Origin of the sequence: Streptosporangium sp. NPDC050855, from assembly GCF_044456585.1 — a bacterium.
GTDB lineage: Bacteria > Actinomycetota > Actinomycetes > Streptosporangiales > Streptosporangiaceae > Streptosporangium > Streptosporangium longisporum.
This window is the reverse complement of the sequence record NZ_JBITFY010000009.1, coordinates 276,000-292,468: the sequence shown is the minus strand read 5'-3', so window position 1 is coordinate 292,468 and position 16,469 is coordinate 276,000. Positions and strand designations below refer to the sequence as shown.

The window sequence follows — 16,469 nt, the reverse complement described above, 5'->3', positions numbered from 1 at the left end:
AAAACGGCCGCCCGGCGGGTACGGACAGGGGGAACCCGATGGTTTCGACGCAGCACGGCCGCGGGCCCGCGGGGATCGTCCCCGCGCCGCTCGCGCCGCTGTTCGTCCTGGTCTGCGCGCTCCTGGCCGTCCCGGTGCTCGCCGGTGCCGGTGCCCCGGAGGCCGCCTCGGCGTCCCGGGCCCCCGCCGGCCGGGTCGTGATCGTCGGGGTGCCGGGCCTGCTCTGGAGCGACCTCGATCCGGCCAGGACCCCGAACCTGTGGCGGCTCGCCGGCGAGGGCGGGTCCGCGTCCATGTCCACCCGGGCGGTCCCCCCGCCGGAGCGGGCGATCACCTGCCCGGCGGCGGGCTGGCTGACCGTCTCGGCGGGCCAGCGGGCCGGGGCGCCCGGCGCGGGCTGCGCCGCCCCGCCCGTCCCGCAGGCCACACCCGGCGGCGGGGCGAGCGTGCCGGGCTGGGCCGCCCTGTCCGCCTTCAACGCCACCACCGCCTTCCGCGCCGTCCCCGGGCGGCTCGGGCGGACCGTGACGGAGGCCGGGCTGAAGGTGGCCGCGGCCGGGCCGGGAGCCGCCCTGGGCGCCGCCGACGCGTCGGGAAGGGTCGCGCGGTACGCGGCCGACGTGGCGGGACTCGGCGACCTGTCCCCGTACGGGCTGGTCGTGGTGGAGGCCGGTGACCTCACCCGGGCCTGGACCGGCGGCGGGCCCGCACCGGGCACCTCCCCGGACGCCACGCGGGACGCGATCCCCGGCGCGATGACGGACCGGGTCAGGCGGGAGGCGGTTGCCGGGGCCGACCGCGTGGTGGGCCAGGTCCTCGACCGCCTGCCACGGCCGGGCGCGGCGGACGCCGGACCCGCGGGCACCACGGTCCTGGTCGCCGGCCTGGCCGACACCTCACCCGCGCCGCACCTGCACGTGGCGATCGCCCACGGCCCGTCCCCCGCTGGCACGCCCTACCCCCGCGGGTACCTCGGCGCGGCCTCCACCCGGCAGGACGGGCTGGTCACCAACACCGACCTGACCGCCACCGCGATCGGGCTGCTGGGCCTGCCGACCCCGGACGGGGTCGTGGGCCGGACCTGGCAGGGCATCGGGCCGAGCGGGGAACCGGTCACGGCCACGGCCGGGAAGCTGGCCGACGACGACCTGGCGAGCCAGGTGCTCGTCACGGTGCGGGGGCCCTTCTTCGCGGTGCTCGTGACGGTGCAGATCCTGTTCTACCTGCTGGCCGCCCTGGCGATCCGGCGCGGCCGGGGCGGGGCGCGGGCCCTGAGGGCCGTCCAGGTCGTCGCCGTGGTCAGCGGGGCCGTCCCGGTCTCCACCTTCCTGGCGCAGCTCGTCCCGTGGTGGACCCTGCCCGTCCCGATGGTCTCGGTGATCGCGACGATCCTCGGACTCGCCTGCGCGATCACCGCGGTGGCGTTCGCCCGGCCCTGGCGGGCACATCCGCTGGGCCCGCTCACCGTGGTCGCCGGCGTCACGTCGGTGACGCTGCTGGCCGACGTGATGACCGGCTCGGCGCTGCAGGTGAACGCGGTCACCGGCTACGAGCCGGTCACCGGCGGGCGCTTCTACGGCTTCGGCAACATCGCCTTCGCCGTCTACTCGGCCGGGACGATCCTGGCCCTGGCCGGGGTCGGCCAGTGGCTGATCTCGCGGGGCCGGCGCGGCCTCGCGCTCGCGGTCTGCGCGGCGTACGGGGGGCTCGCGGTGTTCGCCGACGGCTGGCCGGCCTGGGGTGCCGACTTCGGCGGGGTCCCGGCGTTCCTGGTGGGGGTCACGGTCTTTTTGATCCTGCTGGCCGGTGGCCGGCTCTCACCGGTCCGGCTGGGCCTGGCCGGTCTGGCGGGCGGCCTGCTGGTCGGTGCCATCGCGGTGGCCGACTGGAGCAGGCCCCCGGCGAGCCGTACCCACCTGGGCGCCTTCGTCCAGCAGGTGCTGGACGGGCAGGCGTGGACCGTGGTCGGCCGGAAGTTCTCGGCGATGATCGGGGTCACGGTCGGCAACTGGTCGCTCTCGCTGCTCACCCTGGTCGCGCTGGCGTTCCTGTTCCTGGTGCTGGACCGCCCGTCGCGGTGGGGGGCCTCGGCCCTGGGCCGGGCCTACGCGCAGGCGCCCGCGCTGCGCGCCGGGCTGATCGGGGCGCTGACGTGCGCGCTGATCGGGTTCCTGATGAACGACTCGGGCATCGCGATCCCGGCGATGGCGCTCACGGTCGCGGTTCCGCTGACACTGGCCGCCTCGGTGCGCGCCGTGCGCTCCGCACCGCCCAGTACGCCAGGGCGGCCGTCACGGCCAGCAGCGTCCACGGCACCACCCGCTCCCTGACCAGGGTCTTCAGCCAGAGCAGGTCCTCGGGCCGCAGCGCCTCCCTGGCCGGGAGGTAGCCCAGCGAGAGCACCGTGACCCTGGCCACCATGAAGCCCTCCAGCGCGGGCCAGGAGACCATCGCCAGCAGCGCGAAGGCCAGCCCGTCGTACCAGGGCAGCGCGTACGGGGCGGCGAACAGCCAGGCGACCACCACCGCGGCGGCGACCGCGGGCGCGTCCCCGGAGGGCATGACCCGCAGCAGCAGCCAGGCCAGGAAGACCATCAGGGCCAGGGAACCGGCCTGGATCCAGGCCGAGTACGCGCCCGGCCCGAACACCTCCTGAAGGCCGGTCTTGACCAGCTGCCAGGGGGTGGCCAGGGAGACCCTTCTGCTCGCGGCACTCACCTGGTCCAGCACGTGCGGCCCGGCGACGGCGTAGACGGCAAGCACGGTCACCGTCGCGGTCCCGGCCACCACGGCGAGCCGGCCGGGAGAGCGGCGCAGCTCCCACGCCGGGCCGAGCGCCACCAGCCCGGCGTTGAGCTTGACCCCGATGCCCACCCCCAGCAGCACCCCGGAGGCGGCCCCGCGCACCACGAGCGCGGCGACCATGCAGGCGATGGCGAGGGTGTCGACGTGCATCCCGGCGGCCAGGTGGTAGAGCAGCAACGGGTTGGCCGCCCAGAGCAGCGCGGCCCGTCTCCGCAGGCGCTCGTCCCCGGCGGCGAACCGGTGCAGCAGCAGCGCCGTGCCGATGAACGCCGCGGCGTTGACCACGGCCATGGCGAAGACCGTCAGCCTGACCGAGTCGCCGCCCACCAGGCTCGCCAGCGCCTGCACGGCGGTGGCCACCGGGCCGTAGACGCTGGTCACCCCGGCCCACTCCTCGACCGCGCCGGTGACCGGGTCACCGGGCACGGCCGAGGGGGCGATCGCGTAGGGGTCGTGGCCGAGCACGGCCAGGCGGCCGTAGGCGGCGTAGTTGAGGTGGTCGGCCGACCCGGAGGGCGGCAGGAGGGCGATCAGGCCCGCCGCGGCGCAACCGGCCACGAGCAGCAGGCGCGCGGGAGGACTCCACCGGGACCGGAGCGCGCCGGCGAGACCGAGCCCGCCCAGCACGATCGCGGCGAGGCCCATGGCGATGACCAGGTGGGGGCCGGGACGGGCGTCCAGCGCGTACGGGGGCTGCCAGGAGGGGCCGGGCAGCCCGGGGACCATCGCGGACGGGCCCAGCAGGCCGATCGAGACCGTGATCGCCACCGAGAGCGCCAGGAGGCCGAACGCGGCGACGTCCGGCCCGCGCGGCGCGTCGCCGGCGGGACTCCGCCTCTCGTCGACGACCGACGCGTCCCGGGTCACCGGCAAATTCCACCACATCCCGAGCGGTGCCGGGCGTGCCGCCTCCGGCCGCGACCGCGGGGTCCGCCCGCGCCACCGATCACGCGACGGCACGCCGAGCGGCGACGGGACACCGTGACGGCCGCGTGATCGACCGCGGATGCCGGGAGGCGGCGCAGGGCCGGGACAGGGTCAGCGGCGGGCCAGCAGGGCGCGGGCGACGTCGCGGAACTGCCTGGCCCGGTGGAGCTGGGCCCTCCAGTCGGTGCCGGTGGCCCGGTGGGCCATCTCCACCTGGACCTCACGCACCCGGAAGCCCTTGCGCAGCAGGTCGATCGTGAGCCCCGTCTCCACGCCGAAACCGCGGGCCAGCGGCCGGGCCGCCTCGAAGGCCGCCCTGGTCAGGCAGCGCTGGCCGTTGAGCGGCTGGGCCGGCGTCCAGCCGGTGGCGCGCTCGACCCCCTGCCGGGCCAGTTTCACCACGAACCCGTGCCCGCCGAGCTTCACGCGCGTGACGAACACGGCGATCGTCATGTCGGCCTCTCCCGAGGCGACGGGCTCGATCAACGGCGCGGCCGTACGGGCGGTCTCCCCCAGGTCGGCGTCGAGGAAGAGCAGGTGCCGGGGCTGCGGGCCGTCGAGCAGGCGGACGGCCTCGGCACCGCTCTCCATGGCGGCGGCCTTGCCCCGGTTGCGGCTGTGCCGCACGACCCGGGCCCCGGCCGCCTTGGCGATCCTCCCCGTCCGGTCGGCCGAGCCGTCGTCCACGACCACGACGAGGTCGACGCCGGGCAGCGCCAGGGCCGCGGCCACCGTGGCCCCGATCCGGTCGGCCTCGTCCTTGGCGGGGATGATCGCCGCCGTGCCGGTCATCGAGCACCTCCAGCGTGCAGATCCCGGGCCTCGGCCGCGGGCGGGGCGTCATCCCTGGGATTCGGAACTCAGCAGCTTCTCCGGCATGGTCTCGTGCACGACGAAGACCGAGTCCAGTCCGGTGACCTGAAGGATCTTACGCACGGCAGGGCGGGGCGCCGCCACCTCCAGCGTGCCGCCGCGCTCACGCAGCCGCTTGAGCGCCGAGAGGAGCACGTTCATGCCGGTGGAGTCGCAGAACTCCACGGCGGACATGTCGAGGACCACGAGCATGGTCTGGTTCTGGCCAAGCAGCCGGGTGAACTCGGCCTGCAGGCGAGGCGCGGTATATAGGTCGATTTCGCCAATGATGGTCACGACGGTGTGCCCGGCATGAGATCGACTTGAGACTTTTAGCTCCACAGCGGGCACACTAGCGGCGCGAGAGCCACGGGTCACGTTCTCTTGAACAACCCGAGTCGTCCGCCCTTTGTCCCCCGTTTCCGCCGCACGGAAACCCTGAGTGCGCGAAGCTTGACACTGCGCGACACCGGCTTGGCCGGAAACAGGGAGGGGACCCGCCACCTCCCGATCGCCGCTGCGCTACCGCAGCGGTGGCCGTTGAGTCACGAGAAACGGGCTCGAACCACCCATGAACACCGACCTACCCGAGGACCTCCAGCGGCAGCGGCTCCAGGAGCACCTGGAGTCCATGATCACACGTACCGGCAAGGCCACCTCGTGGCGCGATGCGGCGAGTTCGCTGCGCAGCCTGGTGAACCACGAGGGACACGTGCCGATCAGGACCCGTCTGTCCGTCGAGGACCTCGACTTCCTCGAAGGGGCCCGCGAGGAGCTCCTGGACTTCGCCACGCTGGGCGTCCGGCTGCTCGACCTGCACCAGCCACGGGACGCGGGCGGCATCACCAGCGACGCGGCCCATCCGATCCTGCGCTGCCGCAGCTGCATGTGGCGGTGGCCGTGCCCGACGTTCCGGGCGATGGTGGAGTCCCTCGGCACCACCAGAAGGCTGACCTCCTGCCAGCACGTCGAGCCGGACACCGACGGCGAGTGCGCGCAGATGACCCTCATGGTCTCCGTACGGCCCGACGGCGAGGTCACGTCCGCACCGGCCGCCAACGGGACCGGATCCGCGGCCGGATCCGGGGCCACCGGCGACCGAGGTGCCCTCGGCCTCGGATCGGGGCCGGGGTCCACGAACGGGTCGGGGTCGGGCTCCGGGAACGGGTCCGTGTCCGGGCCCGGGTCCGCCGGGTCCGGGTCCGGCTTCGGGAGCGGCGAGGCCGGGTCCGGTCTCGGGAGCGGGCCGGGCTCCGAGGCCGGAGGCGGATCCGGTGGGGTGGACGGTCCCGGGTCCGGCGACGCGAGCGACACCGGCTTCGGTTCCGGCGGGACGTGAGGACGACCGCAACGTTCACGCCGACAGGGGCAGCCTGATCTCGAAACGGCAGCCCGGGCCGGAGTTGACGACACCGATCTCTCCCTCGTGGGCCTCGACGATGCCGCGCGCGATCGCCAGGCCGAGCCCCGCCCCGGTGCCGTCGGCGGTGGGGGTACGGGCCGCCTCGCCGCGGAAGGCCACGTCGAAGACGCGGGGCAGGTCGTCCGCGGGTATGCCGCCGCAGCAGTCGGTGACGGACAGCCGGGCGACCCCGTCCCCGGCCGAGGCGCGGACCACGACGGTGCCGTCCCCGGGCGTGTGCCTGATCGCGTTGACCACCAGGTTGCGCAGCGCCCGGGAGAGCTCGGCCGCGTCGGCCTGGACCGGGATCACCGGGTCGACCTCGCCGGTCAGCCGTACCCCCTTGGCCCTGGCCAGCTCCTCCACCCCGGCCAGGGCGTCGGCGACCAGGTCGCCGAGGCCGATCCTGCCGCGTGACAGGCGCAGCGCCCCGGCGTGGATCCGGGACAGCTCGAACAGGTCGTCCACCATGCCCGACAGCCGGTCCACCTCCAGGCGGATCTGTCGGTGGTAGCGGCCGGTCGTCCCGGGGTCGGAGACCACCCCGTCCTCCAGGGCCTCGGCCATGGCCCGCATGCCCGCCAGGGGGGTGCGCAGGTCGTGGCTCACCCAGGCGACCAGCTCGCGGCGGGCGCTCTCCAGGGCCCGCTCCCGCTCGCCTGCCAGGCGCAGCCGCCGGTAGGCGCGGTCCAGGCTCACGGCGATGGTGCCGAGCTCGGCGGGCAGGCCGGTGGGCGGCGTGAACTCCCCCGAGGCCGGTACCGCGTGCACCGCGTCGACGAGCCTGCGGCTGGCCGCCACCACCCGCCGGGCCAGCACCGTCGCGACGCCCAGCCCGACCAGGCCGCCCACCGCGACCACGCTGAGCACGATGTCCCTCGGCGTACCCTCGATGATCATTTTCAGGGTGATGGCGACCACGCCGCCCAGCGTCGCCACGACGGTCACCACCGCGACCACCGTGAGCATGGCGCCGATCGACCGTTCGCGCAGCAGCCACATCGCGCCCAGTCCCGCCAGCGCGACCAGCAGGCCGAGCCCGGCGGTGACCGCGACGATCAGCGCCATCTCGTTGATCATGACTCCGCCAGCGGCTCGTAGCGGTAGCCGACGCCCCAGACGGTGACGATCCGCCGCGGCACGGTCGGGTCGGGTTCGATCTTCTCGCGGAGCCGGCGGACGTGGACGGTCACCGTGGAGGAGTCACCGAAGGACCAGCCCCAGACCTGGTCGAGCAGGGCGGAACGGCTGAAGGCCTGCCGGGGGTTGCGCATCAGGTGGGCCAGCAGGTCGAACTCGCGGGCGGTCAGCATGATCTCCTCGCCGCGGAACCTCACCTCGTGGGCGCCCACGTCGACGGTCAGGTCGCCGTCCCTGAGCACCCCGGTACCGGCCGGCAGCGAGGCGCCGCGGGCCCGGCGCAGGACGGACTGCACGCGCAGAGCCAGCTCCCGGGGGCTGAAGGGCTTGGTCACGTAGTCGTCGGCGCCGGTCTCCAGGCCGACGACCCGGTCCATCTCCTCGCCCAGCGCGGTCAGCATGATCACCGGCACCGGCCGGCGCTCCCTGAGCTTCCTGCACACCTGCAGGCCGTCCAGCCCGGGGAGCATCAGGTCGAGCACCATCAGGTCGGGAGGGTCCGCCAGCGCGCGCCTGAGCGCCTCGGCACCGTCGCCGACGCACTCGACCGTGTGACCGTCACGTTCCAGATAGCGGGCCACGACCTCGGCCACCATCGGATCGTCGTCGACCACCAGAATCCGCGCGCTCATGGCCACCACGGTAGGCCCGCCGGGACCGGTCCTCGATCCCGCCGCCGGTCCAGGCGCGCCCCGATCGTTATGATCAAGCCGCTCACGGCCTGCTCGGCCGACGTACGGTGGAGCGCATGGGTCGTATCGTGATGGCGGTTCTGGGCGTCCTGCTCGCGCTCTACGTGGTGTTCGGGTTCGTGCTGCCCGCCCTGTTCGGGTTGCTGAAGCTCGCGCTCGTGCTGGCGCTGGTGGCCCTGGCCGTCGTCGCCATGGTCACGGTGGTGGCCAGGTTCACGAGGTGAACCTGCTGCTCGCCCTCCAGACGCTGGCCGTCTGGATGCTCGACGGAGGCGGTGCGCCGGCGGCGGCCGCCGTGGTCGGGCTGGGCGTGCTCCTGCTCGCCTGGGCACTGCGCCCCGCGCCCGTCTCCTCCGACGCGGGGCCACGGTCGCTGCTGTCCCGGCGCGACCGGGCGAGGCGGACGATGTTCGTCCGGCAGCTCGACCCCGACGCGGCCGGCAGGCCCCGGCCCCGTGCGCCCTCGGCGGGCCCGGCGCCCGCGTGACCCCTCTTCCTTCCGCATACGCGTGTGATCCCGCGCGAGCCGTCGTTCTCGCACGAGCCGTCGCCGTCGTATGAGCGCCGTCGTATGAGCGCCGTCGCATGAGCGCCGTCGTCCCCATGTGGGCGTCACCGTCCTCGTACGTGCACCGCCGGTCTCGTACGGGAACCGTCGTTCTCATGTGAGCACCGCGCCGTGAGCGTGCCCCGTCGGCGCGCTGCGCGCACGCGTACCGGAAAGATCCCCCGTGGCTCGCGGGCGCCTTCTGTGCCGTCTCCACTCCGCTCAGAAGGGTTCCGTCATGTTCGACCCCGTCATCGGGTTCACCGCCGGTCTGATCGCCTCGCTCGCCGAGCCGCTGGGTTCCACCCCTCTGGCGATCATCGTGTTCACCGTCCTCGTCCGCCTCCTGCTGCTGCCGCTGAGCGTCATGCAGGCGCGGGGGGAGCGGGCCCGGACCCGCCTCGCACCGCAGGTGCAGCGGCTCAGGAAGCGCCACGAGCGCGACCCCGAGCGGCTCCGCAGGGAACTGTCCGCCCTCTACGCCAAGGAGGGCACCTCCCCGCTCGCCGGCTGCCTGCCGTCCCTGGCCCAGGCGCCCTTCCTGCTGGTCACCTACCAGGTCTTCATCTCCTCGACGATCGCCGGGCAGGCCAACGCGCTGCTCACCCACGGGCTTCTCGGGGTGCCGCTCGGGCAGCAGTTCGCCGGTACGGTGGCCGGTTTCGGGCTGCTCAGCGGCCCGACCCTGGTCTTCGCCGGCCTGTTCGTGCTGCTCGTGGCCGTGGCGTGGATCACCTCCCGGAGGATCCGGCGCACGATGAGCCCGGACGTCCAGCCCGCGGCACTGCGCCGGCTGATGCCCCTGCTCCCGTACGGAACCGTCCTCGCCGCGATGGTGCTGCCGCTCGCGGCCGGGATCTACCTGCTGGTCAGCACGGCGTGGACGGCCGGGGAGCGGGCGGTGCTGCACCGTCCCGCGCTCACCGCGGGCTGAACGGTCACCGGTACCCGGGCCCGGCCAGCCGAACGGCCACCGCTACCCGGGCCCGGCCAGCGGGCAGGGGCCCGGTGGTCTCCGAGGAAGCGGGCACGCGGCAGGGGGCCGGTGGTCTGGGCGGGTGATCCGGAGGGGCCGGTGGGGGTTCCGTCCCGTCCCATGACAGGTGGGACGGGACGGAGATCGCGGGCGGATCCGGTGAAGGGGTCAGCCGCACTCTCTGAGCGCGGGCTCGGGAGTGGAGACACGGCCGTTACCCAACGTGTCGGCCACCGTGACCACCGCCCACACCGTGGTCACGCCCCCTTCGTGTCTGACCCCCCATGTGGAGGCCAGATACTCGACGATTCCGAGACCCCGTCCTCCCAGGGAGGAGAGTGCCGGGCGCCCGGCCCTCGGTTCGGTCGCCGCGCCGCCGTCACTCACAGCGACCTCGACGTGTTCTTCGTTCCATTCCCAAGACACCCTGATCTGCCCCGACGGCAACGGGTGTGCGTGACGCAGCGCGTTGCTCAGCAGTTCGCTGACCACGAGCACCGCGTCCTCCACCGCGTCCTTGTACACGCCCCGTTCCTGCAGGTCAGAGCAGAGGCGTTGGCGTGCGACAGCGACGCTGGACGGTGCATACGGCAACAACACGACGCTCGACGCACTCACCTCCCCGTATCCCTGAACCCCCCTGAGGAACTCACCCCAGTACGACCGAAATGCCCCGTTACGCAGCCATGGAAACCGAGTGTCAACTACAGCTTGTGCACATTCGACAATAGATCAGCACATCCGTTACGGTCTCGTTACCGCTTCGGCGTGTCGATCAGGTAAGGGCGCCGGGCGTGTCGTCGATCCGCAGGGCGAGCCTCATCCGAGTCCCTCCCGAGGGCCGGGGATGGGCGGAGACCTCTCCTCCCTGGGCCCGCGCCAGGCTGCGCACGATGTACAGGCCGAGACCGACCCCGCCGAACCTGCGGCGGTCACCGCTGTCGGCCTGGACGAAACGCTCGAAGACCCGCTCCCGGCTGGCGTGCGCGATGCCCACGCCCTCGTCGTCGACCACCAGCACCACCCGCTCGCCCTCCACCCACGCCTGGACCCTGATCAGGCCGCCGTCCGGGGAGTACTTGAAGGCGTTCTCCAGAAGCTGGCCCAGCAGGATGTCGGTGGCCAGCGCGTCGCCGGAGACCCGGGGAAGGTCGCCGGGCACGTCCACCTCCACCCGGTGCAGGTCGGACAGGACCGGCAGCCCCAGCGTGGCCGAGCGCACCGACTCGGCCAGGTCGAAGCCCTCGATCCGCAGGGTGAGCTCGCCCGCGCCCGCCCGCGCGCCCAGCAGCAGGTGGTCCATGAGCTGTCCGAGGGAGCGGGCCCGCTCGGCGATGGTGTGCACGGCGGCGCGGCGCTCGCCGTCGGTCATGCCGTCCCAGCGCGCGTCGAGCGTGGCGGCGAACCCCCGGACCACGGTGATCGGGGTGCGCAGCTCGTGGCTGGTGGTGGCCAGGAAGAGGTCCTTGGCCTCCTCCAGCTCCTTGGCGCGGGTGACGTCGCGGAAGTCGACCACGATCTCGCCGGTCTCCACGATCTCCGCGCAGAGCACGTCCAGCCAGGTCCCCGAGGGGAGCTGGATGGTGAGCTTCTCCCCCGGCGCGGGCAGCCGGAAGGGCGGCGGCCCGCCGATCACCTCGGCCGCGTGGAAGCCGGTCAGCTCGCTCGCGGCCGGGTTCCACTGCACGACCCGCCCCAGGTCGTCGAGGACCGCGATGCCGTCGGCGCTGGCGTCGAAGACCGCCCGCTCGTGGGCGCGCTGCCGCAGGGCCTCCTGGTAGGCCATGGCGTTGCCCACGGCGATGCCCGCGTGACCGGCCAGCAGCTCCAGCAGCTCCAGCTCCAGGTGGCCCGCCTTGCGCTTGGCGAACAACGCGTACAGCGCGCCGTACGGCCGCCCGCCCATGGACGCGAGCCCGAGCGCGACGGTGTGCAGGCCGGGCAGCCGCGACCAGATGAGCTCGTCCAGCCGGGCCTGGTCGCCGGTCTCCAGCATGAGGGTCCTGCCCTCGCGCAGCAGCCTGCCGACCAGGCTGGTGCGCAGGTCGGCGGTGGAGTCGCGCAGCGCGTCGGGAAGGTTGTGCCGGGCCACCAGGCGGAGCCGGTCGCCCTCGATGAGCACGAAGCCACCGGCGTCGGCGCCGGTCAGCTCCGCGAGGCTGGCCGCGATCCGGTCGAGCACCGCGGGCAGCTCCAGCTCGGCGTTGATGTCGGCGACCACGTCGGTGAGGCGGCGCACCAGCCGGCCGCGGCGCGCGTTGCGGTCGTTGGCGCTCTCGTCGTCCTGGGCCAGGTGGTAGACGCTGACGTACCCCAGCAGGGTGCCGTCGTGCCCGCAGAGCGCGCCGGTGTCGACCCGCACGTCGAGCAGGCTGCCGTCGCGGCGGAACCTCCTGGTCCGCAGCGACACCTGGCCGTCGATCCGGACCTTCTCCAGGACCGCGTTGTGCTCGGCCGTCAGCTCCTCGGGGACCACCGGCGCCCGGCGGCCGATCATCTCCCCGGCCGGCCAGCCGAACAGCCGCTCGGCCGCGGGATTCCACGCCAGGACCGTCTGCTCGCGGTCGATGGCCACGATCGCGTTGGGCGCGGCGGCGACGACCTCCCGGCCGATGCCCCCGGCGATCCCGGCCCTGTAGTCCACCACCCACCCATAGTGCCGCCTCGACCGGTCTGATCTTGGCACTTTCGGCCCGCACGTGTTGCCACTGGCCGGGCGATCCGTCCGATACTCTGCGGTCACCACACACCTGGATACGAAAGGGTGGGGCCATGTCATCCGGCGACATCGATGCATTGCTACGGGTGACCTCGCCCGACTATGTCGGGACGAGTCATCCCGACATCGCGTTCGGCACGCTCGACGGGCCGCTGGGGCGTCTCACCCTGGCCGTCACCGCCCGGGGTGTGGTGGCCTGCAGCTACGAGGACGAGAACGTCGTCTTCGAGCGGGTCAGCCGCGAGGTCGGCACCTTCATCGGACCGGACGCCCGGCGCCTCGACCCCGTCCGCCGGGAGCTGGACGCCTACTTCTCCGCCCGGCTCCGCGCCTTCGCGACACCGGTCGACCTGCGCCTTGCCACCCAGTTCTCCAGGACCGTACTGCAGATGATGCTCTCGGTACCGTACGGGACCGTGACCACCTACCGCGAGATCGCCGAGCGGATCGGCAGGCCCCGGGCGCTGCGCGCGGTGGGCAACGCGCTGGGCAGCAACCCGGTCTGCGTCATCGTGCCGTGCCACCGGGTGGTCGAGAGCGAGGGCGTCCTCGGCGGGTACGCCGGGGGTTCGGCGGCCAAGGAGCGGCTGCTGCACATCGAGTCCACCGCGGCCGCCCGCGGATCCGGCGTCCTGTAGCCCTCGCCCGTCCCGCACGACCGGCTTCCCGCAGCCTCGCCCGCACCGTCGGAGATCCCGCTCGCGCACGGCCGGAGCCCTCCGCCCGCGCACGCCGGAGGCTCCCGCCCGCACGGCCGGAAGCCCCCCGTCGCCCTCGTTCCCGTACGGTCAGAGCCTCCCGCCTCGTCCGGCGCCCCGGAAGCGGCGCTGGAGCGCGCCGACGGCCAGGGTCACGAGCCCGGCGACCAGGAACGCGCCGACGGCCGCGCTCATCCACGGCTGCCGGACGAACCCGACCAGGTCGCGGACACCGGTCCAGAACGAGGTCCACCACGCCAGTTCCGGGGCGACCGGCAGCGCGGTGAGCATCCACCAGGCCGCGAAGCCGAGCACCCAGGGGACGATCATGAGCCCGCGCGAGGGCGCGGTGGCGGAGGTGTCCCAGTGCGCGGCGCCGCCGAGCAGGAAGTAGTCGACCACGAGCACCGCGAACATCGGGACGAAGACCGCACCGATGATGCCCAGGAAACCGGTGTAGGTGTCCGCCTCGACGAAGATCGCGAGCAGCGTGACCAGCACGCCGATGGCCCCGGAGATGATCCTGCGGTCCAGCCGGGGCAGCAGGTTCTGCAGCGAGGTCGCGGTGGAGTAGACGTTCACGAACGACTGGTCGGTCTCGCGCAGCACCAGGACGCCGAAGAACAGCGGGCCGAGCGCCGCGGCCACGAAGGGCTCCCACACCCTGTCCGGGTCGTTGCCGACCAGCGCGAGCGCCGCGATGCCCAGCACCAGGCAGGCCACCTGGGCGATCGTGTAGCCGCCGACGACGCCCGCGAAGGAGGCCCTGCCCGAGCGGGAGAACCGGGCGAAGTCGGCCGCGACCGGCACCCAGGAGACCGACAGCGCGATCACGTAGTCCACCGAGGGGGCGAACGCCTCCCACGATCCGCCGCCGATCGCCGGTCCGCGCTGGAACAGGGCGACCAGGAACCAGATCATCGAGACCACCACGGCGGCGGTGACGTACCGGCGGAGCAGGCGGACCGCTCCCAGCGGCCGGATGGTCAGCGCGGTGGTGATCACCCCCGCGATGACCACCCAGACCGGGTAGGGCACCTCGACCCCGAAGGATCCGGCGATGGCCTGCGCGCCCTGGGCGATGACCCAGAGCTCGAAGGCGCCCCAGCCGAGCATCTGGACGATGTTCAGCACGGTCGGCAGGTAGGACAGCCTCGCCCCGAACAACCCGCGCAGCAGCACCATCGCCGGGGCGCCGGTCCGCTGCCCGGGGATGGCGGCCAGGCCCACCATCGCGGTGCCGACGAGGCTGCCCACCACCGCGGCCACGATCGCGGCCACGAAGCTCAGCGGCCGGTCGCCGAGCGGGTCGATCAGCGCGATCGCGCCGGAGAAGCCGAGCAGGCTGACGCCCAGGTTGGCCCAGAGCGCGCCCTGGTCGAGCACGCCGAGCGCCCGGGGAGGAGCCTCGTCGAGGGTGAGGGGGGCCTCGGCCGCCCCCGGATTCGTGGAACTCGCAGAGTCAACGGCGGCAGACGCCATCACATGCTCCCTACGCCGGCATTACCCGGACAGGTTCATGCGGTCGGCAGCAGCTGTAGCTGCCCTCTCAGCCTGGTTGCCCCAAGCTCCCGCGTCGGGTGGTACGCGAAGCCGGGGTCACCCCAGCTCGCGCCCATCATGATGCACCATAGGTCCGTGTTCGGCCAGTACCGGGTCCGCGCGGACGTCCAACCGGCGGCCTCACGACCCGGACGGCTCCGCGACCAGGACGGCTCAGGCGACGAACGGGTCGTGACCACCGTCGGCGACCATCGGGCGGCCGGCGAAGTCCCAGGACCGCATTCCGCCCTCCACGTTGATCGCGTTCCAGCCGCCGTGGTTGAGCCAGGCGGTGGCGCTCGCCGAACGGCCGCCGACCCGGCAGACCACGTAGACGGGAGCGTCCTTGGGCACCTCACCGACCCGGGACTGCAACTCTCCCAGCGGGATGTGGACGGCTCCCGGCGCGTGCCCGGCGCGCCACTCGTCGTTCTCGCGTACGTCGAGCAGGAACGCGTCATCCGGCACGGCCTGCACCTCGACCTCAGGAACATTCATGCGCTCATTGTTCCAACTCCGCCACCCGATGGGGCGCAAAGCCACTCGGACGCCCTCATCCGGACCTTCGATCCTCCCCGGCGAAGGACGAACCGGCACGGTCGGTCATCCGGTGCCACAAAGCCGGAGGACGGACGGGAACGAGATCAGGGCACGTCCCAGAAGGCCATCTCATGGGCCATCCCCTCGGTGAACAGCCTCCGGGCCCGGTCCGGGTCCGGTGCCGCCTCGTCGATCATCACCGCGATCCTCCCGGTCAGCTCGGCGAAGCCCGGGTGGGCGTAGGTGTCGACCCAGGCGCGGTAGCGAGGCTCCTCGGGCGGGTTCTCGGCCAGCCTCCTGCCGAGGGTGGAGTAGCCCCACATGCAGGGATAGAGCGCGGCCAGGCCGTCGGCGTAGACCGCGGCGGAGTCGAGCAGGAAGGCGGTGTAGGCCGCGCAGGCCGGTCCCTTCGTCGCCCCGTCGAGGTCGGCGCCGAACCCGGCCGACAGGGACCGGTGCAGGTTCAGCTCGTCGTGGAAGGTGGAGTGGGCCAGGTCCACGAGGTCGCCCAGATGCCCGTCGGGGGCCTGCCAGGCCAGCCGCGAGAAGACGCGCACGTAGTCGAGCAGGAAGAGGTAGTCCTGCTCCAGCCAGGACCGGAACACCGGCTCGGGCAGGTCCCCCCGCGCGATGCCCGCCACCGTCGGGTGGGCCAGCTGCGCCTCGACGAGCGGGCGGCCTATGACATGCAGTTCCTCGGAAACGCTCATAGTCCGGGCATTGTGCCAGGCGGGCGTCCGGCCGCGCCGAGACGGTCCCGGCCTCCGCTTCCCGAAGGCGCAAGACGCTTCGGACGGTCCCGACCCTCGCTCCCGGAGGCGCGGATCGCCTCGGGACGTCCCCCGGACGCGGTCACCTCAGGGCGGCGGCGCCGAAGGAGACGCTGAAGCGTTTGCACCAGATGGTCACGCTCTTCAGGTCGTCGAGGTCGGCCCCGGCCGGGATGGCGTAGTTGGCGTTCCCCCTGTTCCCCTTCAGGTCGCCCAGTTCGAGGTGCCTGCCGTCGTCCAGGTTGAACCAACCGGCCCTTCCCTGCTTGACGGGCTGGTCGCTCAGCCAGACCCTCAGGTCCGGGCCGTCGGAGGTGTTCAGGTCCTCGATCCGCAGGATCCGTCTCCCGTCGGGCAGCTCCAGCACCTTCGCCGTACCGGCGGTGTCGTGCTCGTGGGAGACGAACGTGCCCGTGGCCAGGCTCTTCGGCGCCGAGGAGGTCTCGGCGGGGCGGGTGGGCTCGCCCGTCCCGCCGTCCGCCGGGGACTCCGGAGACGCCGGGGACGCTTCGGACTCCGGTGACGCCGAGGCCCCCGGGGACGCCGGGGAGGATGGCGCCTCCGCGACCGGCAGCGCCTCGTTCACCTCCACGACGGTGAACAGCCGCCAGGGCTGGAACAGGTACAGGGCGACACCGACCGCCACCGCGCCGATCACCAGCACGACCCGGGTGACGGGATGCCGGAGCAACCTCTTGACCCTCATCGGACACCTCCAGCGTCGAGCCCCCGGCCTCGGCCCGGGAACGAGGCCGACGGGCGTTCCCGCGACCTCGGGGCGACGCTATCGCCGACGGGGACGCCCATCGCTTACGGAGTGCTTACGCCCGCCCCGGAGCCGCGACGTAGTGTCTGGGCC

17 protein-coding genes and 1 riboswitch are annotated in these 16,469 nt (G+C 73.2%); of the genes, 6 read left to right on the top strand and 11 right to left on the bottom strand.

Annotation, left to right across the window (positions count from 1 at the left end):
• The first annotated feature begins 38 nt into the window (after positions 1 to 38).
• Positions 39 to 2,330 carry a hypothetical protein gene (locus tag ACIBCT_RS20100; RefSeq protein ID WP_399190530.1) on the top strand — a complete coding sequence of 764 codons (2,292 nt, stop codon included), beginning with the start codon at positions 39 to 41 and terminating at the stop codon, positions 2,328 to 2,330.
• Here the strand turns inward: ACIBCT_RS20100 and ACIBCT_RS20095 are convergent.
• The 3 genes from ACIBCT_RS20095 to ACIBCT_RS20085 form a co-directional block, all read right to left on the bottom strand.
• The gene (locus ACIBCT_RS20095; protein WP_399190528.1) at positions 2,212 to 3,672 is read right to left on the bottom strand and encodes a hypothetical protein; all 1,461 of its coding nucleotides are present in this window, start codon (positions 3,670 to 3,672) and stop codon (positions 2,212 to 2,214) included. The genes ACIBCT_RS20100 and ACIBCT_RS20095 overlap by 119 nt on opposite strands.
• Positions 3,673 to 3,843: 171 nt before the next feature.
• Positions 3,844 to 4,524 carry a glycosyltransferase family 2 protein gene (locus ACIBCT_RS20090; RefSeq protein WP_399190526.1) on the bottom strand — a complete coding sequence of 227 codons (681 nt, stop codon included), beginning with the start codon at positions 4,522 to 4,524 and terminating at the stop codon, positions 3,844 to 3,846.
• Positions 4,525 to 4,572: 48 nt separating this feature from the next.
• Positions 4,573 to 4,926 (bottom strand): STAS domain-containing protein, encoded by a 354-nt coding sequence (locus tag ACIBCT_RS20085; RefSeq protein ID WP_399190524.1) that lies wholly within the window; start codon positions 4,924 to 4,926, stop codon positions 4,573 to 4,575.
• A 229-nt stretch (positions 4,927 to 5,155) separates the two neighbouring features.
• Between ACIBCT_RS20085 and ACIBCT_RS20080 the strand changes: the two genes are divergently transcribed.
• Complete coding sequence (locus ACIBCT_RS20080) at positions 5,156 to 5,923, top strand: hypothetical protein (RefSeq protein WP_399190522.1); 768 nt, start codon at positions 5,156 to 5,158, stop codon at positions 5,921 to 5,923.
• A gap of 15 nt (positions 5,924 to 5,938) precedes the next feature.
• On the opposite strand, the gene ACIBCT_RS20075 is transcribed toward ACIBCT_RS20080, so the two are convergent.
• Both ACIBCT_RS20075 and ACIBCT_RS20070 read right to left on the bottom strand, forming a co-directional pair.
• A complete protein-coding gene (locus ACIBCT_RS20075) occupies positions 5,939 to 7,066 on the bottom strand; it encodes a sensor histidine kinase (protein ID WP_399190520.1) in 1,128 nt (375 codons plus the stop codon).
• The gene (locus ACIBCT_RS20070) at positions 7,063 to 7,758 is read right to left on the bottom strand and encodes a response regulator transcription factor (RefSeq protein WP_399190518.1); all 696 of its coding nucleotides are present in this window, start codon (positions 7,756 to 7,758) and stop codon (positions 7,063 to 7,065) included. The genes ACIBCT_RS20075 and ACIBCT_RS20070 overlap by 4 nt, the downstream gene beginning before the upstream one ends.
• Before the next feature lie 116 nt (positions 7,759 to 7,874).
• Here ACIBCT_RS20070 and ACIBCT_RS20065 point away from each other — a divergent pair, with 116 nt between their 5' ends.
• The 3 genes from ACIBCT_RS20065 to ACIBCT_RS20055 all read left to right on the top strand — a co-directional run bounded on the left by ACIBCT_RS20065 (position 7,875) and on the right by ACIBCT_RS20055 (position 9,299).
• Positions 7,875 to 8,042, top strand: a complete 168-nt coding sequence (locus ACIBCT_RS20065) for a hypothetical protein (RefSeq protein WP_399190516.1) — start codon at positions 7,875 to 7,877, stop codon at positions 8,040 to 8,042.
• A complete protein-coding gene (locus ACIBCT_RS20060; RefSeq protein ID WP_399190514.1) occupies positions 8,039 to 8,305 on the top strand; it encodes a DUF6412 domain-containing protein in 267 nt (88 codons plus the stop codon). Before ACIBCT_RS20065 ends, ACIBCT_RS20060 begins: the two co-directional genes overlap by 4 nt.
• A 298-nt stretch (positions 8,306 to 8,603) precedes the next feature.
• On the top strand, positions 8,604 to 9,299 hold the full coding sequence (locus ACIBCT_RS20055; protein ID WP_399190512.1) for a YidC/Oxa1 family membrane protein insertase: 696 nt from the start codon (positions 8,604 to 8,606) through the stop codon (positions 9,297 to 9,299).
• 210 nt (positions 9,300 to 9,509) lie between these two features.
• Here the strand turns inward: ACIBCT_RS20055 and ACIBCT_RS20050 are convergent, their stop codons facing one another.
• A complete protein-coding gene (locus ACIBCT_RS20050) occupies positions 9,510 to 9,941 on the bottom strand; it encodes an ATP-binding protein (RefSeq protein ID WP_399190632.1) in 432 nt (143 codons plus the stop codon).
• 175 nt (positions 9,942 to 10,116) lie between these two features.
• On the bottom strand, positions 10,117 to 11,988 hold the full coding sequence (locus ACIBCT_RS20045; RefSeq protein ID WP_399190510.1) for a PAS domain S-box protein: 1,872 nt from the start codon (positions 11,986 to 11,988) through the stop codon (positions 10,117 to 10,119).
• 125 nt (positions 11,989 to 12,113) lie between these two features.
• Between ACIBCT_RS20045 and ACIBCT_RS20040 the strand changes: the two genes are divergently transcribed.
• Positions 12,114 to 12,698 carry a methylated-DNA--[protein]-cysteine S-methyltransferase gene (locus tag ACIBCT_RS20040; RefSeq protein WP_344892159.1) on the top strand — a complete coding sequence of 195 codons (585 nt, stop codon included), beginning with the start codon at positions 12,114 to 12,116 and terminating at the stop codon, positions 12,696 to 12,698.
• Between the two features lie 150 nt (positions 12,699 to 12,848).
• On the opposite strand, the gene ACIBCT_RS20035 is transcribed toward ACIBCT_RS20040, so the two are convergent.
• The 4 genes from ACIBCT_RS20035 to ACIBCT_RS20020 form a co-directional block, all read right to left on the bottom strand.
• Positions 12,849 to 14,240, bottom strand: coding sequence for a purine-cytosine permease family protein (locus tag ACIBCT_RS20035; RefSeq protein WP_399190508.1), 1,392 nt, complete (start codon positions 14,238 to 14,240; stop codon positions 12,849 to 12,851).
• Positions 14,231 to 14,343: riboswitch (TPP riboswitch) on the bottom strand. It overlaps the preceding gene by 10 nt.
• Positions 14,344 to 14,474: 131 nt before the next feature.
• Complete coding sequence (locus tag ACIBCT_RS20030; protein WP_399190506.1) at positions 14,475 to 14,798, bottom strand: rhodanese-like domain-containing protein; 324 nt, start codon at positions 14,796 to 14,798, stop codon at positions 14,475 to 14,477.
• A gap of 146 nt (positions 14,799 to 14,944) precedes the next feature.
• Positions 14,945 to 15,550: a TenA family protein gene (locus ACIBCT_RS20025; RefSeq protein ID WP_399190504.1), complete on the bottom strand. Its 606-nt coding sequence runs from the start codon at positions 15,548 to 15,550 to the stop codon at positions 14,945 to 14,947.
• A gap of 142 nt (positions 15,551 to 15,692) precedes the next feature.
• Positions 15,693 to 16,316, bottom strand: a complete 624-nt coding sequence (locus tag ACIBCT_RS20020; protein WP_399190502.1) for a DM13 domain-containing protein — start codon at positions 16,314 to 16,316, stop codon at positions 15,693 to 15,695.
• Positions 16,317 to 16,469: the final 153 nt, after the last annotated feature.